This window comes from Pseudomonas sp. UYIF39 (assembly GCF_029963765.1).
Classification (GTDB): domain Bacteria; phylum Pseudomonadota; class Gammaproteobacteria; order Pseudomonadales; family Pseudomonadaceae; genus Aquipseudomonas.
Map to the genome: position 1 here is coordinate 46537 of NZ_JALBYU010000012.1, position 18683 is coordinate 65219.

An 18683-nucleotide genomic window follows, 5' to 3' on the forward strand; every position below is an offset into this window, starting at 1 on the left:
CCTGCTCAAGATCTTTAAGATTAAAAAGTTTTGCGAACTTTACATATTCACCGATATACGAAACATCCAAATGACTATTAAACAAGACACTCTCCAGCTTCAATTTATGCAATTAGATTCCGTAAGACAGCCGCGCAAATACCGCTCGACGACAACGTCAACCATTTCGTATTTCTGAACGAGACCAGATCAATACGTGAAGCAACTACTTCACACGAGACAAAACTAAATCGTAAAAGCGGGCACTTCAAACCCGAAGAAATTCAATTAATTTCAATACAATTAAATTTTAAAAAAATAAAACCTTATATTGCCGACTTAAATAAGTGCACTTAGACAAACAAAATCTCTGGGGCCATCAGCAAACAAGCGGCGTTGTAACTCATGCGCAATGCTGAAGTTTTCGACTGCAAAAAAAGCACTCGATAAAGGAAGAAAGCAGCGACAGAAAACAGTATTGATTCTTCGTGGCGAGAGTCATAAACCCCACAACGATTGGTGAAATAGATGACGCATCAACGCCAGGACGAAAGTGCCGACCAGCAGGCGGGAATTTATTCAGTGACAAACGGCCCACGCGGGGCCGCTAAGGTTCAGGAGGCAGGCTTGATGCCGTACCAACGCGGCGTATACACCCACTCGCCCCCCTCGGCACGAGGGAACACGCAGGTGGTGGACGAACCGATCAGCACCATGGTGCGCATGTCGACTTGGTCGGGGGTCAATTCGCCGAGCGTGGTAACCCGTAGCGACTGACCAGGACGGCCAATGTCGCGACCCAGCACCACCACTGTCTCTGGTGTGCGATGCCGACCAACGATTGCCAGCGCCTGGCCCAGTTGCCACGGCCGCGCGCGGGAGATCGGGTTGTAGAACGCCAGCGCCAGATCAGCTTCAGCGGCCAGGTCCAGACGCTTCTCGATGATCGCCCAAGGCTTGAGGTTGTCCGACAGCGACATCACGCAGAAATCATGGCCCAACGGTGCGCCGGCCTGCGCAGCGGTCGCCAGCGACGCGGAGACACCCGGCAGGATTTCCAGATCGACGCTGTGCCAGCTCGGCTCACTCGACTCATACAACGCTTCAAGCACCGCTGCCGCCATGGCGAACACACCGGGGTCACCGGACGACACCACAATCACCGAACGACCTTGCGCCGCCAGCTCAAAGGCGTGGCGGGCACGCTGCATCTCTTCGCGGTTGTCGGTGCAGTGCAGCACTTGGTCTTCGCGGAACGGCCCGGCCATGCGTACGTAGGTTTCGTAGCCGAGTACGTCGGTGGCCCTGGCCAGCTCGGCCTTGACCGCTGGCACCATCAATTCGGCAGCGCCAGGGCCCAGACCGATTACCGCCAGACGACCGCGCGCCCGACCAATCTGCGCAGCATCCAGCGGCTGAGTGGCCACCGCAATGGCAATGCCGGTATCCGCGGACACGATGGTAGCGTTCGGCACGCTGTGACGGGACAACTCGCTAACGCCGCCGCTGACCGACGCAAACCGCAGAGGTACACCCAAATCAAGCGCTGCTTCGCGTAACGCCGCACTGGCCATGTCCAGATCGCTGACCAACAGGCACGCCAGCGATTGCACGGCAATGTTCGCCTGATGCAGGGCTGAGCGAATGGCGCCTGGCAGATCCGCGACCTCGGCGCTCACCGCCACCAGCACATTGCGCGGGTAGATCATCAATTCATTGGCCGCTGGCGCACGCTCGGCATGGCCGACATGGATCGACAGCTGCGCGTGAGGATCTTCCAGCAATTGCGCCTGAGCCAGCCACGGCGCAGCCCCTTCGACGCGTACACTTTGGCCAGCGAGCAAATCCGAGACGAAGCGCTTGCCCAGTTCCAGATCACCGAGGGCATAACCGCTGGGTGGATTGAGCAGGCAGGTGCCGAAGCGCAACTCACCACTGGTGGTGATCGCCGCAGCAACCTCGAGACCGGCAGCAATCTCTCGCGCCATGACGTTCACGCCACCTAGGCCACCGAGCAGCGGCACAACGGCGCTGCCGTCTTCGGCCACGGCCAGCACCGGTGGTTCCGCGCCTTTTTCCAGCAGTAACGGCGCCAGTGTTCGGATCACGATGCCCGCCGCGCACAAGGCGATGATCGGCGTGTTCTGTTGATAGAACTCACGCAAGGTGGCGCCGAATTCGTGATAGACGCGGTCCGCGCCTTCCACCCGTTCGGCCAGACCATGGATCAATGCGCCAGGGTACAGTTGCGCAATCTTGCGCGCGGTCGCGAGGCTGCCATTGCCCAGAATGACAATCGCCGGAACTGGACGGGCCATCAGCCTTGCCACCGTTCGCCGGGCACAATGATCAGCGAGAAGTACGGCGAGGACATCGGCTCGACCTGATCCAGCGGGACGATTTTCTGGTTGGCCATGGTCGCGCGCTCAACGTACAGCGCGCGCTCCGCCAGCCCGAGTTCTTCGAGCACCTGACGGACCTTGGGAAAGTTGCGCCCCAGCTTCATGATCACGGCGGCATCGGCATCGGCCAGACGACGCTTGAGATCGTCGGCGGGCAACACACCCGACAGCACTGACAAACTCTGATTGCGATACACCAGCGGCGCACCCAGCACCGAAGCGCCGCCGAGCATTGAGCAAACGCCCGGCACGACTTCGGCTTCATAGCGCTCGGCCAGTCGATCGTGCAGGTACATATAGGAGCCGTAGAAGAACGGATCGCCTTCGCAGATCACCGCCACATCACGGCCAGCGTCCAGGTGCGCGGCCAGCTCTTCGCCGGCCGCATCGTAGAAATCGCTGATGACTTGTTCGTACGACAGCGGCGCCGGCAACGCTTCGGTAGTCACCGGGTAAACCAGCGGCAGCAGCGTTTGCGCGTCCTGCAAATGCGCCTCGATGATGCCGAAGGCATTGCCCTTTTTGCCCTTGGCGACGAAGTACGCCACCACTGGTGATTCGCGCAGCAGGCGCAAGGCTTTGACCGTAATCAGTTCCGGATCACCAGGGCCGACGCCCAGGCCGATCAAACGTCCAGGTTGCTGCATCATTCGATCTCCGTGGCGAGGGCATTGACGGCGGCGGCGGCCATGGCGCTACCGCCCAGCCGGCCTTGCATGATGACGAAAGGCACGCCACGGCTGTCTGCCGCGAGCGCGGCCTTGGATTCGGCGGCGCCGACGAAGCCCACCGGGAAGCCTAGGATCAGTGCCGGTTTCGGCGCGCCGGCGTCGAGCATTTCCAACAGATAAAACAGTGCGGTCGGTGCGTTGCCGATCACCACCACGCTGCCTTCCAGGTGCGGGCGCCACAGTTCCAGCGCAGCGGCGGAGCGGGTGTTGCCCAACTCGCGGGCAAGCTCCGGAACGCTTTCATCGCGCAGGGTGCAGATGACTTCGTTGTTCGCAGGCAAACGCGTGCGGGTCACGCCTTCGCTGACCATCCGCGCATCGCACAGGATCGGTGCACCGGCGGCCAACGCATCGCGCCCGGCCTTGCCCGCGCCTTCGGAAAATTGCAGCCCGTCGATGGCGTCAACCATGCCGCAGGCGTGGATCACACGGACCGCGAGTTTTTCCAGATCAGCCGGAATACGCTCGAGGTTGGCCTCGGCACGAATGATCGCGAAGGAGTTGCGATAGATCTCCTGACCGTCGCGGATGTAATCAAGCATCAAGGGGGCTCCGTGAGCGGGCGTCGAGCAAGGTCGCGACCGCTTCAATAGTAAGGTTGCGTGCGTGCAGTGCGCCGAAATGCGGCTGCGCTGCATCGCGGAAATAGAGGTCGTAGTGACCGGGAGAAACCGCCAGCAACGTGACCGGCGCAATGTGCGCGGCCGCACAGGAACGCGGGCACCCGGACAGGTGCACGTTCAATACCTGGCCGCGACGTTGCAGCAGCGCCGCCAGTTGTCGGGCGTCGCCCTTGGTGTCGGCCAGGCCTTTGCCGCACCCCGTCGAGCCGGTGCAGGCGATCAGGTGCGCCAAGGCATCGTCGACCGAGCAACGCAGACCGAGCTGTTCGAGACTGTGGATAACTTCAGCCGCAGTGTCGCCATGAACACCGGGCAATAACAGGCTCTGCCAAGGCGTGAAACGCAGAGTACCGTCGCCGTGTTTACGCGCCAGTTGTGCGACGCCTCTGAGCATCGCGGGATTGAGGCGACCCAGCGGCGGCACGGCACCGATGTACGCACGCCCGGCGTCACGCTGTGGATGAGCGCCAATGTGCAGCACATTTGGATTTGTCTTGCGCTGCCAACCCTCAATGGACATCAACGGCACACGCTCGGCGAGACGCGCGAGAAACGTGTCGAGCGAACATTCAGCGAGCAGATGCCGCATGCGGGTTTGCTCGGGGCGCGCCAATTCCAGGAACAACTCCAGCACCGCGACCACCAACGCATGGCCCTGCTCCAGCGGCACCGCGCTTACGGACGGGTCGACCAGGCATCCCGCCAGGCCGAATGCAAATACTCGCTCACCGTCTCGTTCAGCCGCGGACAGCCATAAATCATGAGGGTGTTCGAGCATCGCCAGACCTTCGCCGCCATCCAGTTGCACGGCGAACTTGGCACTGAGGTCGTGGAGGCGTTCATCGCTTTGCAGCGTGGCGAGGATCTGCTCGGCCAGTGGGCGCGTATCGATCAGCATCTGCTGATCAATGCCGGCGCCTGGGCTGAGCATCAGATTGCGCACATCGTCGCCTGCCGCGCTGGTGGGGCCGAGTCCCGCCGCCATCAGGCTGTCGATCAACGCGCCGTGCTCACTGCCGATCCCGCGGATTTGCAGGTTAGCGCGGTTGGTCGCCTCGATCACACCGCCGGCAAAGCGCTCGGCCGCATCGGCCACTGCCCCGGCCTGATCGGCCGTGATCGAACCACCGTTGAGTTTGATCCGACAGATGCCGCCATCCAGCGCCTGGACAATACGCAGCAACCCCGGACAGGCCGAGGGGCGTAAAGCGATGGACATCGGGCGTTCGTTCAATGAGTGACCGGCTGACTGGATGCACGTGAAGGGCGAAGGGCTGCCATTATGCCTGCTTTGCCCGAGCGCATGAAAAGTCTGCCGGTCGGAAACGCTGTCGAAGTATCAATCAAGCAAAAGAAGGCTTCAGCCTGAGTGGAATCAGAGTTCGTACTCGATGGACTCGAGCGCCAGGGCTACAACGCCTTCTTCCACGCGTTGTCGAATGGCGTCCATGTCCCGACGCTTGATCTCCAACCGCCGAATCCGGATATCCAATTGAGACAGGCTCTGGTCTATTGTCCAGAACAGGTAGGGTGTAGAGATGCCCGACTTGATCAACCTGACATGACTAACCACTATTTCCAGATCTCCGTTGGGTTTATAACTGACCGGCACGATATTGAATCCGAATGTTTTCCCACTTAAGCCCGCAAATTTCGCCAGCAACTTGGCGTCACTCTCCAGCTTTCCAAGTACTGCTTCAACCTGTGCTATTTGAGCGCTCGAGAGGTAGGGGCGTGCCACTTTCAACCAGGCCTGTTTCAAACTGCCCGAGAACTGCGGCTTGATGTATTCGGCAGGCTCGGCAAGCTGCCAATCCATTGACCAAAACATACCGGCGTAATGATCGAACCAAGGCCCCGGCTGCGTCTCGCTCTTCGCGACTTTATCCGCGCCATGCTGGGCCAGAAAAATGCAGTTTTTGACAAAATTATTGTCGGCGATAGTCTGGCCGGCAACACCTGTCAGCAGCACATTATTTATCATCAGCGCATCGCGTTCGACGACACCTTTATCTAAACCGTTATCCATATAAGTTTATTTCATCCTTGATAGTGTCGCAGCCAACACTAACTATTGGCCGAACATTTAATGCGCATAAGATGGCGCAACCAAAACAAAAACAAAACTACCAAAACTATCACTTCAACAAACAATTTTTCCTCAACATTAAGTGTCTGCAACTCGGAGTTCTCCTGTCCCGGCCATAGATCCGCGTCAGATGACAGAAGCCGCGCTATGATGCCGCCTTTGAACATGAACATTGGATTGAGGAACAACATGGCCTCCTGGCTGACAGTAGTGGGAATCGGCGAAGACGGCTTCAAGGGCCTGGGCAAAAATGCCCGACACGCCCTGCTGCGCGCTTCGCGGATCATTGGCGGCCAGCGACAACTGGATTTGCTGCCGGCCTGCATCAGTGGCGAGCGGCAGTTGTGGCCCAGTCCTTTCTCCCTTGAACCGCTTCTGGCGCTGCGTGGCGAACCGGTCTGCGTGCTGGCCAGCGGTGATCCGATGTTCTTTGGCGTGGGCGCCAGCCTGGCCCGGCAGCTGTCCAGTGATGAAATGCTGATACTGCCGGCGCCATCCTCCTGTTCGCTGGCGGCAGCGCGAATGGGCTGGCCGTTGCAGGATGTGGTCACGCTTTCGGTGGTTGCTCGTCCTATCGCTGCACTCAATGCGCAGTTGTTCAGCGGTGTTCGCTTGCTGGTGTTGAGCAACGACGGCCAAAGCCCGGCCGCTATCGCGATGCTGCTGCGCGAACGCGGTTTCGGGGCGAGTCGCCTCACCGTGCTGGAACATCTGGGCGGTGCCGCCGAACGACGCATCGAGGGTGTCGCCAATGACTGGAGCGATCCCGCGGTCGCCGATCTGAACCTGATCGCCATCGAGTGCATCGCCGAACCCAATACGCCGCGCCTCTCCCGATTGGCCGGTCTGCCGGACTCAGCCTTCAAGCACGACGGTCAACTGACCAAGCGCGACGTGCGCGCCATCACGCTCGCGCGTCTTGCCCCGATCCCCGGCGAACTGCTGTGGGACGTCGGCGCCGGCAGCGGCTCGATCGGCATCGAATGGATGCGCGCCCACCCTGGTTGCCGCGCATTAGCCATCGAAGCCGATGAAGGCCGACAGTTACTAATCGAACACAACCGCGATGCCCTCGGCGTCCCCGGCCTGCAATTGATTCGTGGCAGCGCACCGCAAGCACTCGATGGGCTCGAACGTCCGGATGCGATTTTCATCGGTGGCGGCGTGACCCGCGAGGGCGTGCTCGACACGTGTTGGGCACAACTCAAACCCGGCGGCCGACTGATCGCCAACGCGGTCACGCTACAAAGTGAAATGACCTTGATGGCCTGGCGCGAGCAGCACGGCGGCGAGCTGACACGGATCCATATCGCCCAAGCGCAACCGTTGGGAGACTTCGACACCTGGCGCCAGGCGTTGCCGATTACGTTGCTGGACATGACGAAGCCCTTCGATGCGTGACGAAACCGCCGAACAACCCGCACCGCTGCGCAGCGGTTTGACCACGGGCAGCTGCGCCACCGCGACCAGTCTGGCGGCGGCACGTTTGTTATTGAGCGGGATGAGTGCTGACGCCGTCGAGATCGTTTTACCCAAGGGCAAGCAGGTGCAAATGCGCCTGGAGTTCTGCCGACTTATCAACGACGGTGCCGAAGCCGGAACGATCAAGGATGCCGGGGATGATCCTGACGTGACTCACGGCGCATTGCTTTTTTCTCAAGTACGACTGAGAAGTGAACCGGGCATCCGTTTCAACGCCGGTCGCGGCGTCGGCACGGTGACCCGGCCGGGACTGGTGCTGGGCGTCGGCGAACCCGCGATCAACCCGGTGCCACGCAAAATGATCACCGACCACTTGACCCTGCTGGCCGACGAACTCGGCTACAGCGGCGGTTTCGAGGTCACGGTGAACGTCGAGGGCGGTGAAGCGCTGGCCTTGAAAACCATGAACCCGCGCTTGGGGATTCTCGGCGGTTTGTCGATCCTGGGTACCAGCGGCATCGTCCGGCCGTTTTCCTGTGCGGCCTACATTGCCTCGATCCATCAAGGCATCGATGTGGCAAAAACCAACGGATACCTGCACATCGCCGCGTGCACCGGCAATGCCAGTGAAGACACCATGCGCCGGGTCTACGACTTGCCGGAAATCGCCCTGATCGAAATGGGCGACTTCGTCGGCGCAGTGCTCAAACATCTGCGCAAAGTGCCTGTGGATAAACTCAGCCTCTGCGGCGGCTTCGGCAAGATCAGTAAACTGGCGGCCGGGCACATGGATTTGCACAGCAGGCATTCGAGCATCGACCTGCCGCAGCTGGCCAAATGGGCGGCGGCGATTGGCGCCGATGAGGCGTTGCAGCAAGGGATTCGCGAGGCCAACACCAGCCAGCAAGCCTTGGCGATGGCCCGCGCTGCCGGGATCGCCCTGGGTGATGCGGTGTGTCAACACGCCTTGGACTTTGCCCGCAGCGTGGTGCCGGCGCAGGTTCAGGTCGAAGTGTTCGCCATTGATCGCCAGGGTGGGATTGTCGGCCATGCGGGAGCTTTTCAATGAAGCGCGTGTTGTTGCTCGGTGGCGTGGCGGAAGCCTTGGCCATCGCCCGGACCCTCGGGCCGGAACACATCTATAGCCTGGCCGGCGTGGGGCGTGTGCCGACAGATCTGACCTGCCAGGTTCGCGTTGGCGGCTACGGCGGTGCCGAAGGTCTGGCACAGTTCATTCGCGATGAAGGGATCGATTTGCTGCTGGACGCCACCCACCCCTACGCCGCACAAATCAGCCAGAACGCCGCCATCGCTGCGCGGGTGAGTGGCATTGCTTGTTGGGCCTTGCGGCGTCCGGCCTGGCAACCACAGGTCGGGGATGACTGGCGGGATGTCAGCGGTTGGGCCGAGCTGATCGAAGCGCTGAAACCTTTTCGCCGCCCTCTATTCACCCTCGGCCGCGAACCGCTGCAGCACCTGCATGAAATTCCGCCCGAGCAATTCTGGACCTTGCGTGCACTGGACGTTTACCCCGGTAACGAACGCTGCGAAGTGATCGGAGCGCGTGGACCGTTTCTGATCGGGGATGAACGTGAACTGTTTGAACGTCGGCAGATTGATGTGCTGATCAGCAAGAACAGCGGCAGCACCGCGACCGAGCCGAAACTGGAAGTGGCGCGGGAGCGTGGGGTGCCGGTGATTGTTTTGCAGCGGCCAGTGTTGCCGGAGGTTGATCGGGAGTTTGGGTCTGTGAATGAGATATTAGCGGCCCTTACACAAAACCTGTAGCAGCCGAACGCAGGCTTCGCCAGCGGCTACACAATTGCGTGAAGGTTGATCCGTAATTCGCGACTATCATGCAGGCTATGGCGCTTGGCACTGCGACACCACACCGCACGCCGCTTTTTTACTTATCGGTCCTGATCAGGCTAAATAGCCGCGCCTGATCGCCCATCCAACCGGATTTGTCCCATGTCCCGACAACGGCTCGCATTTGCCTGGATCGCCTGCTTCGCAGTGCTGTTCAACATGCTCGCCATGCCGATGTCCGAAGCGATGGCACAGACGGCGAAATCACCCGCCGAGCAGTTGCTGTGGGGCAGTTTCTGTTCGTCCAGCGGCACCAGGATGGTGGCGATTTCCCTGGGCGATATCGAACAGAAAACCCCGCAGAGTGACGATCACTCCAACATGCAACATTGCTGGTGCTGCTCGGGTTCCGCGCCGTTGGTGGCGTTGCCTGGGCACATGCCGCAACTGTACTTCGCACAGTTCGAGGCCAATCGAAGCCTGCCTCACGCTTCTCTCGATACACCGACACCGCGCCAGCAATGGCCGAGCCTCAACCCCCGCGCTTCCCCTCTGGTGTGATTCTTTCTCGCAATTGACCTGCGTTTTGAATCGTTCTGGAGAACTGCCATGTTGAACAAACTCATCGTTCTGGCTGTGTTGCTGCTGCCTGCCTGTTTTGCCAATGCTCACGAATACAAGGCCGGGGAGCTGGAGATCGCTCATCCGTGGTCGCAAGAGTTGCCGCCCAACGCACCAACGGTCGCGGCGTATTTCGTGATTCACAACAGTGGCAAAACCGCCGACCGACTGCTCAGCGTCGACTCGCCGATTGCAGGCGAGGCCCAGTTGCATGAACACGTGATGCAAAACGATCTGATGAAAATGCAGCAGGTACCGAGCGTCGACATTCCTGCCGGTGGCAACGTCACCTTTGCGCCGATGGCCTATCACGTGATGCTGGTAAACCTGAAAGACCGCAGCCTGCTGAGCGACGGCAAACGCTTCCCGCTGACGATGCATTTCGAGAAGTCCGGCGACGTGACGGTCGACGTCTCGGTGCAAAAGAAGCCACCGGAAGACATGCAGATGCACGCCCACGCCCAGTAATCGACTGAGCAAAAACGTCCATGCGCCCGCTTAGCGCCAGGTCATCCGCACACCGCCGTCAGCCATTGAGCCTGACGCGCGGCAGTTGGATCAGCCTGTTCGCCATGTTGATGATCTTTATCGGCCCGCTGATTTCTCAGTCGATGCCGATGGATCAACGCGCCTCCATGCCGATGTCGATGGACATGAGCATGGACATGTCGGCAATGGATCACGCCGACCACGGCGCACAACCCGCTGCCGAACACTGCCCGCCAAAGGCCTCACATCACGCGCTCTGGGAAAAATGCGGCTATTGCAGCCTGCTGTTCAATTGCCCGGCGCTGACCGGCGGCCAGTCCTTCGTCGCACTCGACACGCCAAAAGCCAGCACCTTCACCACACCCTCCCCGCGCCTGGGCCACGCCCGGCAAACCTTCTTCCCCGGCGCCCGCACCCGCGCCCCGCCCATCGACGCGTAAACCCCCACTTCCGATCTCACACGGTTTAGAAGACAGCCGCAGGCTGCCGGCCGTGTCGTTTACGACTGCTCGATGGAAATTGTCATGTCCAGGTTTTCTGCTGACACACGCTTGAGCGCTGCCCAAGCTTCTTTTGCCCCGAACGAATCCAGTATTCGTTTCAGGCACGCCACCGCCTTCCTTTGCGGTGCACTGCTGACACCCATGGTGCTGGCCGATGAACACGCCGGTCACAGCGAAGAACTGAGCCCGACGGTGATCACCGCCATCGCGCCGAGTTCGCCACTGACCATCGTCACCAACCCCAAGGACCCGCGCCAACCGGTGCCGGCCAGCGACGGTGGCGATTACCTGAAAACCATCCCCGGCTTCGCCCTGGTGCGCAATGGCGGCACCAATGGCGACCCGGTGCTGCGCGGCATGTTCGGCTCGCGGCTGAACATCCTCACCAACGGCGGCCAGTTGCTCGGTGCCTGCCCCGGCCGAATGGACGCACCGACCTCATACATCTCACCGGAAACCTACGACAAACTCACCGTAATCAAAGGCCCGCAAACCGTGCTCTGGGGACCGGGGGCGTCGGCCGGGACCATCCTCTTCGACCGTGAGCCGGAAAGCTTCGGCGAACTCGGCACGCGGGTGAACGCCAGCGTGCTGGCTGGCTCCAACGGCCGTTTCGACAAAGTGGTGGACGCTGCTGCCGGCGGGCCATTGGGCTACGTGCGAGTGATCGGCAACACCGCGCATGCCGACGACTACCGGGACGGCAATAACGACACCGTGCCGTCGCGCTACGACAAGTGGAATGGCGACATCGCGGTGGGCTGGACCCCGGACGCCGACACCCTGCTGGAACTCACCGCCGGCAAGGGCGACGGCGAAGCGCGTTACGCCGGACGCAGCATGGATGGTTCGCAGTTCAAGCGCGAAAGCCTGGGCCTGCGCTTCGAGAAGTCGAACATCGGCGAGGTGCTGGATAAGGTTGAGGCGCAGATCTACTACAACTACGCCGACCACGTGATGGACAACTACACCCTGCGCACGCCGTCTGGCACCGGGATGATGGCCGGCCCGATGGCCTCCAACGTCGACCGTCGAACCCTCGGCGCACGGATCAAAGCCACCTGGCGCTGGGCCGATGTGCAGTTGATCAGCGGCATCGATGCGCAGACCAGCGAACATCGCGAGCGCAGCGCCATGGGCGTCGACACCTACAAGGATCTGCCATACACCAAGGATGCCGACTTCCATAACTACGGTGTGTTCAGCGAACTGACCTGGTACGCCGCCGACCGTGATCGGGTGATTACCGGTGCGCGAGTGGACCGCGCTTCGGCCAAGGATTATCGCCAGACTACCGGCTCCGGGATGATGACTGGCCCAAACCCGACGGCGGACGACACCCGTGCCGACACCCTTCCCAGCGGCTTCGTCCGTTACGAGCATGACCTGGCTGACAGTCCGACCACGCTTTACGCAGGCCTCGGCCACACCCAGCGATTCCCGGATTACTGGGAGCTGTTCTCGCCGGACGCGGGTCCCGCCGGTTCGGTAAATGCCTTCGATTCGATCAAGCCTGAAAAGACCACCCAGCTCGACTTCGGTCTGCAATACAAGACCGAAGACCTCGAAGCCTGGGCCTCGGGTTACGTCGGGCAAGTGCGCGATTACATCCTGTTCAACTACACGCCCGGGATGATGGGCATGACCTCGCAAGCACAAAACATCGACGCGCGAATCATGGGCGGCGAGTTGGGTGCGGCCTACAAGCTGACCTCCAACTGGAAGGCCGATGCGACCCTGGCCTACGCCTGGGGCAAGAACAGTAGCGACGGCAACGCACTGCCGCAAATGCCGCCGCTGGATGCACGTTTCGGCCTGACCTACAGCGAAGACAACTGGAGCGCCGGAGCCTTGTGGCGAGTGGTCGCGGCGCAAAACCGCATCGACCTGAACAAGGGCAACGTCGTCGGCAAGGACTTCGACAAGACCTCCGGCTTTGGCGTGTTCTCGCTCAACGGTGCGTACCGGATCGACAAGCACTGGAAGGTCAGCACCGGCGTCGACAACCTGTTCGGCAAGGCGTACGCCGAGCACTTGAACCTGGCCGGCAACGCCGGTTTCGGCTACCCGGCCAATGACCCGCAAGCCATTAAAGAACCAGGGCGTACGCTCTGGACCAGGGTGGACATGAGTTTTTAAGAGCATCGCGAGCAAGCTCGCTCCCACATGGACAGTGTTGAACCTGTGGGAGCGAGCTTGCTCGCGAATGACTGCGCAGCAGTCACCAGACAATTACAAAAGACCCAAGCCAAGCGGAGCACAACCGATGAAACAGCCCAAACCGAATTTCTACAACCTGGCCTGGCGCTGGCATTTTTATGCCGGTCTGTTCGTCGCGCCTTTCATGGTGATGCTGGCCCTGACCGGCATCATTTACCTGTTCAAGCCGCAACTCGATCCGTTGATGTACGGCAGCCTGCTGAACGTACCGGCCGGGCATCACAACGTCCCGGCCGATGACCTGCTCAAGCGGGTAAAAGAGGCTTACCCACAAGCCACGATCAAGCAGTATTTGCCACCGGTCAACGCCGAACGCAGCGCGCAATTTGTCGTGCTCGATGGCGGCAACGAGCTCAACATTTTTGTCGATCCCTACCACGGCGATGTCCTCGGCGAGCAAGACGCGAAGAAGAATCTGCAAGCCGTTGCACGAGCAATTCATGGCGAATTGATGATCGGCACCGTCGGTGATCGACTGATCGAACTGGCCGCCGGTTGGGGCGTGGTGCTAGTGGTCTCCGGCGTCTTTCTATGGTGGCCGCGTGGCCAGGCGGCCGGCGTCCTGTGGCCTCGCTTGAGCAGTCGCGGTCGAGTGCTCTGGCGTGACCTGCACGCGGTGACCGGATTCTGGGGCGCGTCGTTGCTGCTGGTGATGCTGCTCAGCGGCATGACCTGGACCGGGTTCTGGGGCAAGCAATACGCCGAAGTGTGGAATGTCTTTCCGGCAGCGATGTGGGATGACGTGCCCAAGTCCGATGTCGAGGCCCGCAGCCTCAACACCGCCACCCGCCAGACCGTGCCTTGGGCGATGGAAAACACACCGATGCCGATGTCCGGCGATCACGCCGAACACATGGCTCACGGTAGCGCGCAAACGGGCCCCGCCGCGCCGACCATCAGCTTGCAGGACGTGCAGAACATCGCGACGCAACGCAAGGTCGAACCGGGCTACAGCATCACCTTGCCGACCACGGCGACTGGCGTGTTCACCATCGCCGTGTTCGCCGACGACCCGCGCAATGACGCCACGCTGCATGTGGATCAGTACACCGGCGACGTCCTCGCCGACGTGCGCTACGCGCAATACGGCGCCGTCGCCCGCGCAACGGAAATCGGCGTGATGCTGCACGAAGGCAAAATGTTCGGCCCGCTCAATCAGATCATCATCCTGCTCATCTGCCTGATGATTCTGCTCAGCGCCGTCAGCGGTGTGGTGATCTGGTGGAAGCGTCGTCCACAAGGAAAATTCGGTGTTCCGCCGCTGCGCCACGACCTGCCGAAATGGAAAACCGCGATGGTCATCATGTTTGCATTGGCGGTGGCGTTCCCGTTGGTAGGCGCTTCGCTGGTGGTGGTCTGGCTGCTGGATCGGGTGCTGCTGTCGCGCTTGAGCGGCCAGTCTGAATCCGCCTCATCTTCATCCTGAATACAGCGAGATGCCTGTTGCAGTGCGGTTGACCTTACAATGTCGGCCCGCTGCAACTACCCGCACTTCGAGCACGCAATGACCTCGCTGAACCTCACGAACCTCGCCTGGACACCCCTGGGCCACGGCCATTGCCATCACCAGTTCCAACTGCGTGATGCAACCTTGCACGTGCTCCCCGGTGAGTTTGTCGGTCTGATCGGCCCCAACGGCAGCGGCAAAACCAGCCTGCTGCGCTGTGCCTGGCGCTTCAGCAAACCCGAGCGCGGCGAGGTCAAGCTCGACCACCACAACGTCTGGAAGCAATCCTCGCGCTGGTGCGCGCAACGCATCGCCGTGGTCCTGCAGGAATTCCCCGACGCCTTCGGCCTGACCGTCGACGAAGTCGTCGCCATGGGCCGCACACCGCACAAAGGTCTGTTCGACGGCGACACCCTGGAGGACAGAAATCTCGCAACCCAGGCCCTGAAATCAGTCGGTCTGAAAGGCTTCGAGGATCATGCCTTCGCCACCCTCTCCGGTGGTGAAAAACAGCGCGTGATCCTCGCCCGCGCCCTGGCTCAGCAACCGCAAATGCTGATCCTCGACGAGCCGACCAATCACCTCGACCCGCGTTATCAGCTCGAACTGCTGCAACTGGTAAAACGCCTGAAAATCGGCACCCTGGCGAGCATCCATGACCTCAATCTGGCGGCTGCTTTCTGTGATCGACTGTACGTGATCAATCACGGCGGCATCGTCGCCAGCGGCACACCCAAAGAAGTCCTGACCGCCCCACTGCTGCGCGACGTGTTCGGCGTCGAAGCGCTGATCGATGAACATCCTTTGCACGGCTACCCACGAATCACCTGGATCACCCAACCATGACGTTGCGTTCCCTGCTTTGCGCCGCTCTGTTGCTGGGCAATGCCCCAGCATTTGCCGAGGCCACTCACTACCCGTTGACCGTGCAGAGCTGCAACCGCGAAGTGACCTTCAAGCAAGCGCCGAAACACGCGGTCAGCCACGACATCAACATGACCCAGATGATGCTCGCCCTCGGCCTGAAACCCAGCATGGCCGGGTATAGCGGTGTGACGGGCTGGAAGTCCGTCACGCCCCAGATGCAGACCATCCTCGACGGCCTGCCGGAGCTGGCGGCCAAGTACCCGTCGGTGGAAACCCTGCTCAACGCCAACGTCGATTTCTTCTTCGCCGGCTGGGATTACGGCATGCGCGTGGGCGGTGACCTGACACCGCAAACGTTGCAGCCGCTGGGCATCAATGTCTACGAGCTGACCGAGTCCTGCGCGTTCGTGATGAAGCGTCCGCCGGCCAGCCTGGAAGACACCTACAACGACCTGCACAACCTCGGCAAAATCTTTGACGTGCAGGATCGAGCCAACGCCTTGATCACCCAGATGCAGGCGCAAGTCGCCGAAGTGCGCAAGAATCTGCCGGCAGACAAACCTCGCGTCTTCCTCTATGACAGCGGTGAAGACCGCGCCATGACTTCCGGTCGCCTCGGTATGCCGCAAGCGCTGATCGATGCCGCTGGCGGGCGCAACATTCTGGATGACGTCGAGGCGAGTTGGACCCGGGTCAACTGGGAGAACGTCGTCGAGCGTAATCCTCAGGTGATCGTCATCGTCGATTACGGCGAAGTCACTGCCGAACAGAAGGAGCAATTCCTGCTCAACAACAAGGCGCTGCAATCGGTGGACGCGATCAAGAATCAGCGCTTCATCGTGATTCCGTATGTGCAGGCCACGCCGGGGATCGACAACGTGCTGGCGGTTGAAACCCTGGCCAAGGGTTTCCACGGCGAATGATCAATCGTCGCTACGCCTTGTTGCTGGTGGCCCTCGGCGCGTTGCTGCTGGTGTCGTGCGTGGTGTCGCTGGGCTTTGGCCCGGCGCGGGTGCCGGTGGATGTGGTGTGGCGGATTCTGTTGCACAAGATTTTCGGTTTCGGCGTGCCGGACTGGGCCGCTGGGCAGGAACACATCGTCTGGCTGATTCGCGTGCCTCGCATGCTGTTGGGTGCGTTGGTCGGCGCCGGGCTCGCGCTGATCGGTGCAGTGCTGCAAGCGGTGACGCGCAATCCATTGGCCGACCCGCATTTGCTCGGGGTCACCTCCGGCGCCACCCTCGGTGCCGTGATCGTGGTGCTGCATGTCGGTGAAATTGTCGGCCTGCTGACCTTGCCGATCGCGGCGTTTATCGGCGCGTTGCTGAGCATGTTGATCGTGCTGATGATCGCCAACCGCAACGGGCGGCTGGACAGTGATCGGCTGCTGCTGTGTGGCGTGGCGGTGTCCTTCGTGATGATGGCGATTGCCAATCTGCTGCTGTTTCTTGGCGATCACCGCGCGAATTCGGCGGTGATGTTCTGGATGCTCGGTGGGCTCGGGTTGGCGCGTTGGGAGTTACTCGCGGTACCGGCGGCCAGCGTGTTGCTCGGGTTGGTGTTGTTGCTGGGAATGGCGCGACCGTTGAATGCGTTGATGACGGGCGAACAGACGGCGGTGACCCTCGGGCTCAATGCGCGCACCGTGCGATTGCGGGTGTTTTTGATTGCTTCGCTGATGACTGGGGTGCTGGTGTCGATCAGCGGGTCTATCGGGTTTGTCGGGCTGATGGTGCCGCACATTGCGCGCCGGTTGGTTGGGGCTGAACACCGTCGCTTGCTACCGGTGTGCGTGTTGTTGGGCAGCATCTTTCTCGTCTGGGTCGACGTCGCCGCCCGCACCCTGATCGCCCCCGAAGACTTGCCCATCGGCGTCGCCACCGCCGCCATCGGAGGTCTGTTCTTCATCGGCCTCATGCGCCGACGCTCCCACATTTGATCTATTGTGCCCGCCCCAATGTGGCGCACCACTTCGCACCAACGCGCCAGGCGCGATCCTTCATGGTGCGTCGCTCAAACCGCGCAACCGCTCTAATACGACATTTCCCTGCCTTTTGCCGACCAGGCACAGCCCTTGCTAAAGACCCTTCAGTAGTCCGCATCTGCCAACCAAGAAAATTCATAAGTTCATGGAGATCGCACAATGAAGCGTCGCAGCTTGATCAAGGCTTTCACACTATCGGCAAGCATTGCCGCGATGGGCATGACCTGGAGCATCCAGGCCGCCGAGACCATCAAGGTCGGTATTCTGCATTCGTTGTCCGGGACCATGGCGATCTCCGAAACGTCGCTCAAAGACATGGCGCTGATGACCATCGACGAGATCAACGCCAAGGGCGGCGTGAACGGCAAGATGCTCGAACCTGTGGTCGTGGACCCGGCGTCGAACTGGCCACTGTTTGCTGAAAAGGGTCGTCAGTTGCTGACTCAGGACAAGGTGGCGGTGGTGTTCGGTTGCTGGACGTCGGTGTCGCGTAAGTCGGTATTGCCGGTGTTCGAAGAGCTCAACGGTCTGCTGTTCTACCCGGTGCAATACGAAGGCGAAGAGATGTCGCCGAACGTGTTCTACACCGGTGCTGCGCCGAACCAACAGGCGATCCCGGCGGTGGAATACCTGATGAGCGAAGAAGGCGGCAGCGCCAAGCGTTACTTCCTGTTGGGCACCGACTACGTCTACCCGCGCACCACCAACAAAATCCTGCGCTCGTTCCTGCACTCCAAAGGTGTGGCGGACAAGGACATCGAAGAGGTCTACACCCCGTTCGGCCACGCCGATTACCAGACCATCGTGGCCAACATCAAAAAATTCTCGGCCGGTGGCAAGACCGCGGTCATCTCCACCGTCAACGGCGACTCCAACGTGCCGTTCTATAAAGAGCTGGCCAACCAGGGCCTGAAAGCCACCGACGTTCCGGTCGTGGCGTTCTCGGTGGGAGAAGAAGAACTGCGCGGCATCGACACCAAGCCACTGGTGGGCAACCTCGCGGCATGGAACTACTTTGAATCGGTCGAGAATCCGGCGAACAAGAAATTCGTCGCCGACTGGAAAGCCTACGCCAAGAAACACAACTTGCCTGGCGCCGACAAAGCAGTGACCAACGACCCGATGGAAGCCACCTACGTGGGCATCCACATGTGGGCGCAAGCGGCTGAAAAAGCCAAGTCCACTGACGTCGACAAAGTCCGCGAAGCCCTCGCTGGCCAGACCTTTGCAGCGCCGTCCGGGTACACGCTGACCATGGACAAGACCAACCACCACCTGCACAAACCGGTGATGATCGGCGAGATTCAGGCGGACGGTCAGTTCAATGTGGTGTGGCAGACCGAAGGGCCGATCCGTGCCGAACCGTGGAGCCCGTTCATCTCGGGGAACGACAAGAAGCCGGATTATGCGGTGAAGAGCAACTAAGCCACTGGATGTCGGGTCTGTGCATGAAGCTTGAGCCCGACGCAATCCCCTGTAGGAGTGAGCCTGCTCGCG

Annotated in this window: 17 protein-coding genes; 12 read left to right on the forward strand and 5 right to left on the reverse strand. The window is 60.7% G+C overall.

The genetic code is table 11. The annotated features are described in order from the left end of the window. Positions 1–593 precede the first annotated feature (593 nt). The 5 genes from cobJ to MO767_RS17550 form a co-directional block, all read right to left on the reverse strand. Positions 594–2297, reverse strand: coding sequence for a precorrin-3B C(17)-methyltransferase (gene cobJ, locus MO767_RS17530; RefSeq protein ID WP_282481520.1), 1704 nt, complete (start codon positions 2295–2297; stop codon positions 594–596). Beyond that, positions 2297–3028 carry a precorrin-2 C(20)-methyltransferase gene (locus MO767_RS17535; protein WP_033053597.1) on the reverse strand — a complete coding sequence of 244 codons (732 nt, stop codon included), beginning with the start codon at positions 3026–3028 and terminating at the stop codon, positions 2297–2299. The genes cobJ and MO767_RS17535 overlap by 1 nt, the downstream gene beginning before the upstream one ends. Then, positions 3028–3654: a precorrin-8X methylmutase gene (locus MO767_RS17540; RefSeq protein WP_008038718.1), complete on the reverse strand. Its 627-nt coding sequence runs from the start codon at positions 3652–3654 to the stop codon at positions 3028–3030. Before MO767_RS17540 ends, MO767_RS17535 begins: the two co-directional genes overlap by 1 nt. Next, entirely contained in the window at positions 3647–4954 is a 1308-nt protein-coding gene (gene cobG / locus MO767_RS17545; RefSeq protein WP_282481521.1) for a precorrin-3B synthase, read from the reverse strand. Before cobG ends, MO767_RS17540 begins: the two co-directional genes overlap by 8 nt. Positions 4955–5110: 156 nt before the next feature. Further along, entirely contained in the window at positions 5111–5764 is a 654-nt protein-coding gene (locus MO767_RS17550; protein WP_282481522.1) for a hypothetical protein, read from the reverse strand. Positions 5765–6013: 249 nt separating this feature from the next. Between MO767_RS17550 and cbiE the strand changes: the two genes are divergently transcribed. The 12 genes from cbiE (at position 6014) to urtA (ending at position 18611) form a co-directional block, all read left to right on the forward strand. Continuing rightward, a complete protein-coding gene (gene cbiE, locus MO767_RS17555; RefSeq protein ID WP_282481523.1) occupies positions 6014–7225 on the forward strand; it encodes a precorrin-6y C5,15-methyltransferase (decarboxylating) subunit CbiE in 1212 nt (403 codons plus the stop codon). Beyond that, entirely contained in the window at positions 7218–8315 is a 1098-nt protein-coding gene (locus MO767_RS17560; protein WP_282481524.1) for a cobalt-precorrin-5B (C(1))-methyltransferase, read from the forward strand. The genes cbiE and MO767_RS17560 overlap by 8 nt, the downstream gene beginning before the upstream one ends. After that, positions 8312–9034 carry a cobalt-precorrin-6A reductase gene (locus tag MO767_RS17565; protein ID WP_282481525.1) on the forward strand — a complete coding sequence of 241 codons (723 nt, stop codon included), beginning with the start codon at positions 8312–8314 and terminating at the stop codon, positions 9032–9034. Before MO767_RS17560 ends, MO767_RS17565 begins: the two co-directional genes overlap by 4 nt. A gap of 183 nt (positions 9035–9217) precedes the next feature. After that, on the forward strand, positions 9218–9616 hold the full coding sequence (locus MO767_RS17570) for a DUF2946 domain-containing protein (protein ID WP_282481526.1): 399 nt from the start codon (positions 9218–9220) through the stop codon (positions 9614–9616). A 48-nt stretch (positions 9617–9664) separates the two neighbouring features. Further along, positions 9665–10144, forward strand: coding sequence for a copper chaperone PCu(A)C (locus MO767_RS17575; protein ID WP_282481527.1), 480 nt, complete (start codon positions 9665–9667; stop codon positions 10142–10144). A gap of 20 nt (positions 10145–10164) precedes the next feature. After that, a complete protein-coding gene (locus MO767_RS17580; RefSeq protein ID WP_282481528.1) occupies positions 10165–10605 on the forward strand; it encodes a DUF2946 domain-containing protein in 441 nt (146 codons plus the stop codon). Between the two features lie 84 nt (positions 10606–10689). After that, a complete protein-coding gene (locus MO767_RS17585; RefSeq protein ID WP_282481529.1) occupies positions 10690–12807 on the forward strand; it encodes a TonB-dependent copper receptor in 2118 nt (705 codons plus the stop codon). A gap of 127 nt (positions 12808–12934) precedes the next feature. Then, positions 12935–14314, forward strand: a complete 1380-nt coding sequence (locus tag MO767_RS17590) for a PepSY domain-containing protein (protein WP_282481530.1) — start codon at positions 12935–12937, stop codon at positions 14312–14314. A 78-nt stretch (positions 14315–14392) separates the two neighbouring features. Continuing rightward, entirely contained in the window at positions 14393–15181 is a 789-nt protein-coding gene (locus tag MO767_RS17595) for an ABC transporter ATP-binding protein (RefSeq protein ID WP_282481604.1), read from the forward strand. After that, positions 15178–16125, forward strand: a complete 948-nt coding sequence (locus tag MO767_RS17600; RefSeq protein ID WP_282481531.1) for an ABC transporter substrate-binding protein — start codon at positions 15178–15180, stop codon at positions 16123–16125. Before MO767_RS17595 ends, MO767_RS17600 begins: the two co-directional genes overlap by 4 nt. Further along, the gene (locus tag MO767_RS17605; protein WP_282481532.1) at positions 16122–17141 is read left to right on the forward strand and encodes an iron ABC transporter permease; all 1020 of its coding nucleotides are present in this window, start codon (positions 16122–16124) and stop codon (positions 17139–17141) included. The genes MO767_RS17600 and MO767_RS17605 overlap by 4 nt, the downstream gene beginning before the upstream one ends. A gap of 204 nt (positions 17142–17345) precedes the next feature. After that, positions 17346–18611 carry an urea ABC transporter substrate-binding protein gene (urtA, locus tag MO767_RS17610; protein ID WP_282481533.1) on the forward strand — a complete coding sequence of 422 codons (1266 nt, stop codon included), beginning with the start codon at positions 17346–17348 and terminating at the stop codon, positions 18609–18611. Positions 18612–18683 lie beyond the last annotated feature (72 nt).

What these genes read in the sequence shown, in the direction of transcription:
- MO767_RS17580 (WP_282481528.1), top strand. Translation starts at nt 10,165, where the DNA reads ATGCGCCCGCTTAGCGCCAGGTCATCCGCACACCGCCGTCAGCCATTG.
- MO767_RS17605 (WP_282481532.1), top strand. Translation starts at nt 16,122, where the DNA reads ATGATCAATCGTCGCTACGCCTTGTTGCTGGTGGCCCTCGGCGCGTTG.
- MO767_RS17560 (WP_282481524.1), top strand. Translation starts at nt 7,218, where the DNA reads ATGCGTGACGAAACCGCCGAACAACCCGCACCGCTGCGCAGCGGTTTG.
- urtA (WP_282481533.1), top strand. Translation starts at nt 17,346, where the DNA reads ATGAAGCGTCGCAGCTTGATCAAGGCTTTCACACTATCGGCAAGCATT.
- MO767_RS17535 (WP_033053597.1), bottom strand. Translation starts at nt 3,028, where the DNA reads ATGCAGCAACCTGGACGTTTGATCGGCCTGGGCGTCGGCCCTGGTGAT.
- cobJ (WP_282481520.1), bottom strand. Translation starts at nt 2,297, where the DNA reads ATGGCCCGTCCAGTTCCGGCGATTGTCATTCTGGGCAATGGCAGCCTC.
- MO767_RS17575 (WP_282481527.1), top strand. Translation starts at nt 9,665, where the DNA reads ATGTTGAACAAACTCATCGTTCTGGCTGTGTTGCTGCTGCCTGCCTGT.
- MO767_RS17570 (WP_282481526.1), top strand. Translation starts at nt 9,218, where the DNA reads ATGTCCCGACAACGGCTCGCATTTGCCTGGATCGCCTGCTTCGCAGTG.
- MO767_RS17585 (WP_282481529.1), top strand. Translation starts at nt 10,690, where the DNA reads ATGTCCAGGTTTTCTGCTGACACACGCTTGAGCGCTGCCCAAGCTTCT.
- MO767_RS17565 (WP_282481525.1), top strand. Translation starts at nt 8,312, where the DNA reads ATGAAGCGCGTGTTGTTGCTCGGTGGCGTGGCGGAAGCCTTGGCCATC.
- MO767_RS17590 (WP_282481530.1), top strand. Translation starts at nt 12,935, where the DNA reads ATGAAACAGCCCAAACCGAATTTCTACAACCTGGCCTGGCGCTGGCAT.
- cbiE (WP_282481523.1), top strand. Translation starts at nt 6,014, where the DNA reads ATGGCCTCCTGGCTGACAGTAGTGGGAATCGGCGAAGACGGCTTCAAG.
- MO767_RS17595 (WP_282481604.1), top strand. Translation starts at nt 14,393, where the DNA reads ATGACCTCGCTGAACCTCACGAACCTCGCCTGGACACCCCTGGGCCAC.
- MO767_RS17550 (WP_282481522.1), bottom strand. Translation starts at nt 5,764, where the DNA reads ATGGATAACGGTTTAGATAAAGGTGTCGTCGAACGCGATGCGCTGATG.
- cobG (WP_282481521.1), bottom strand. Translation starts at nt 4,954, where the DNA reads ATGTCCATCGCTTTACGCCCCTCGGCCTGTCCGGGGTTGCTGCGTATT.
- MO767_RS17600 (WP_282481531.1), top strand. Translation starts at nt 15,178, where the DNA reads ATGACGTTGCGTTCCCTGCTTTGCGCCGCTCTGTTGCTGGGCAATGCC.
- MO767_RS17540 (WP_008038718.1), bottom strand. Translation starts at nt 3,654, where the DNA reads ATGCTTGATTACATCCGCGACGGTCAGGAGATCTATCGCAACTCCTTC.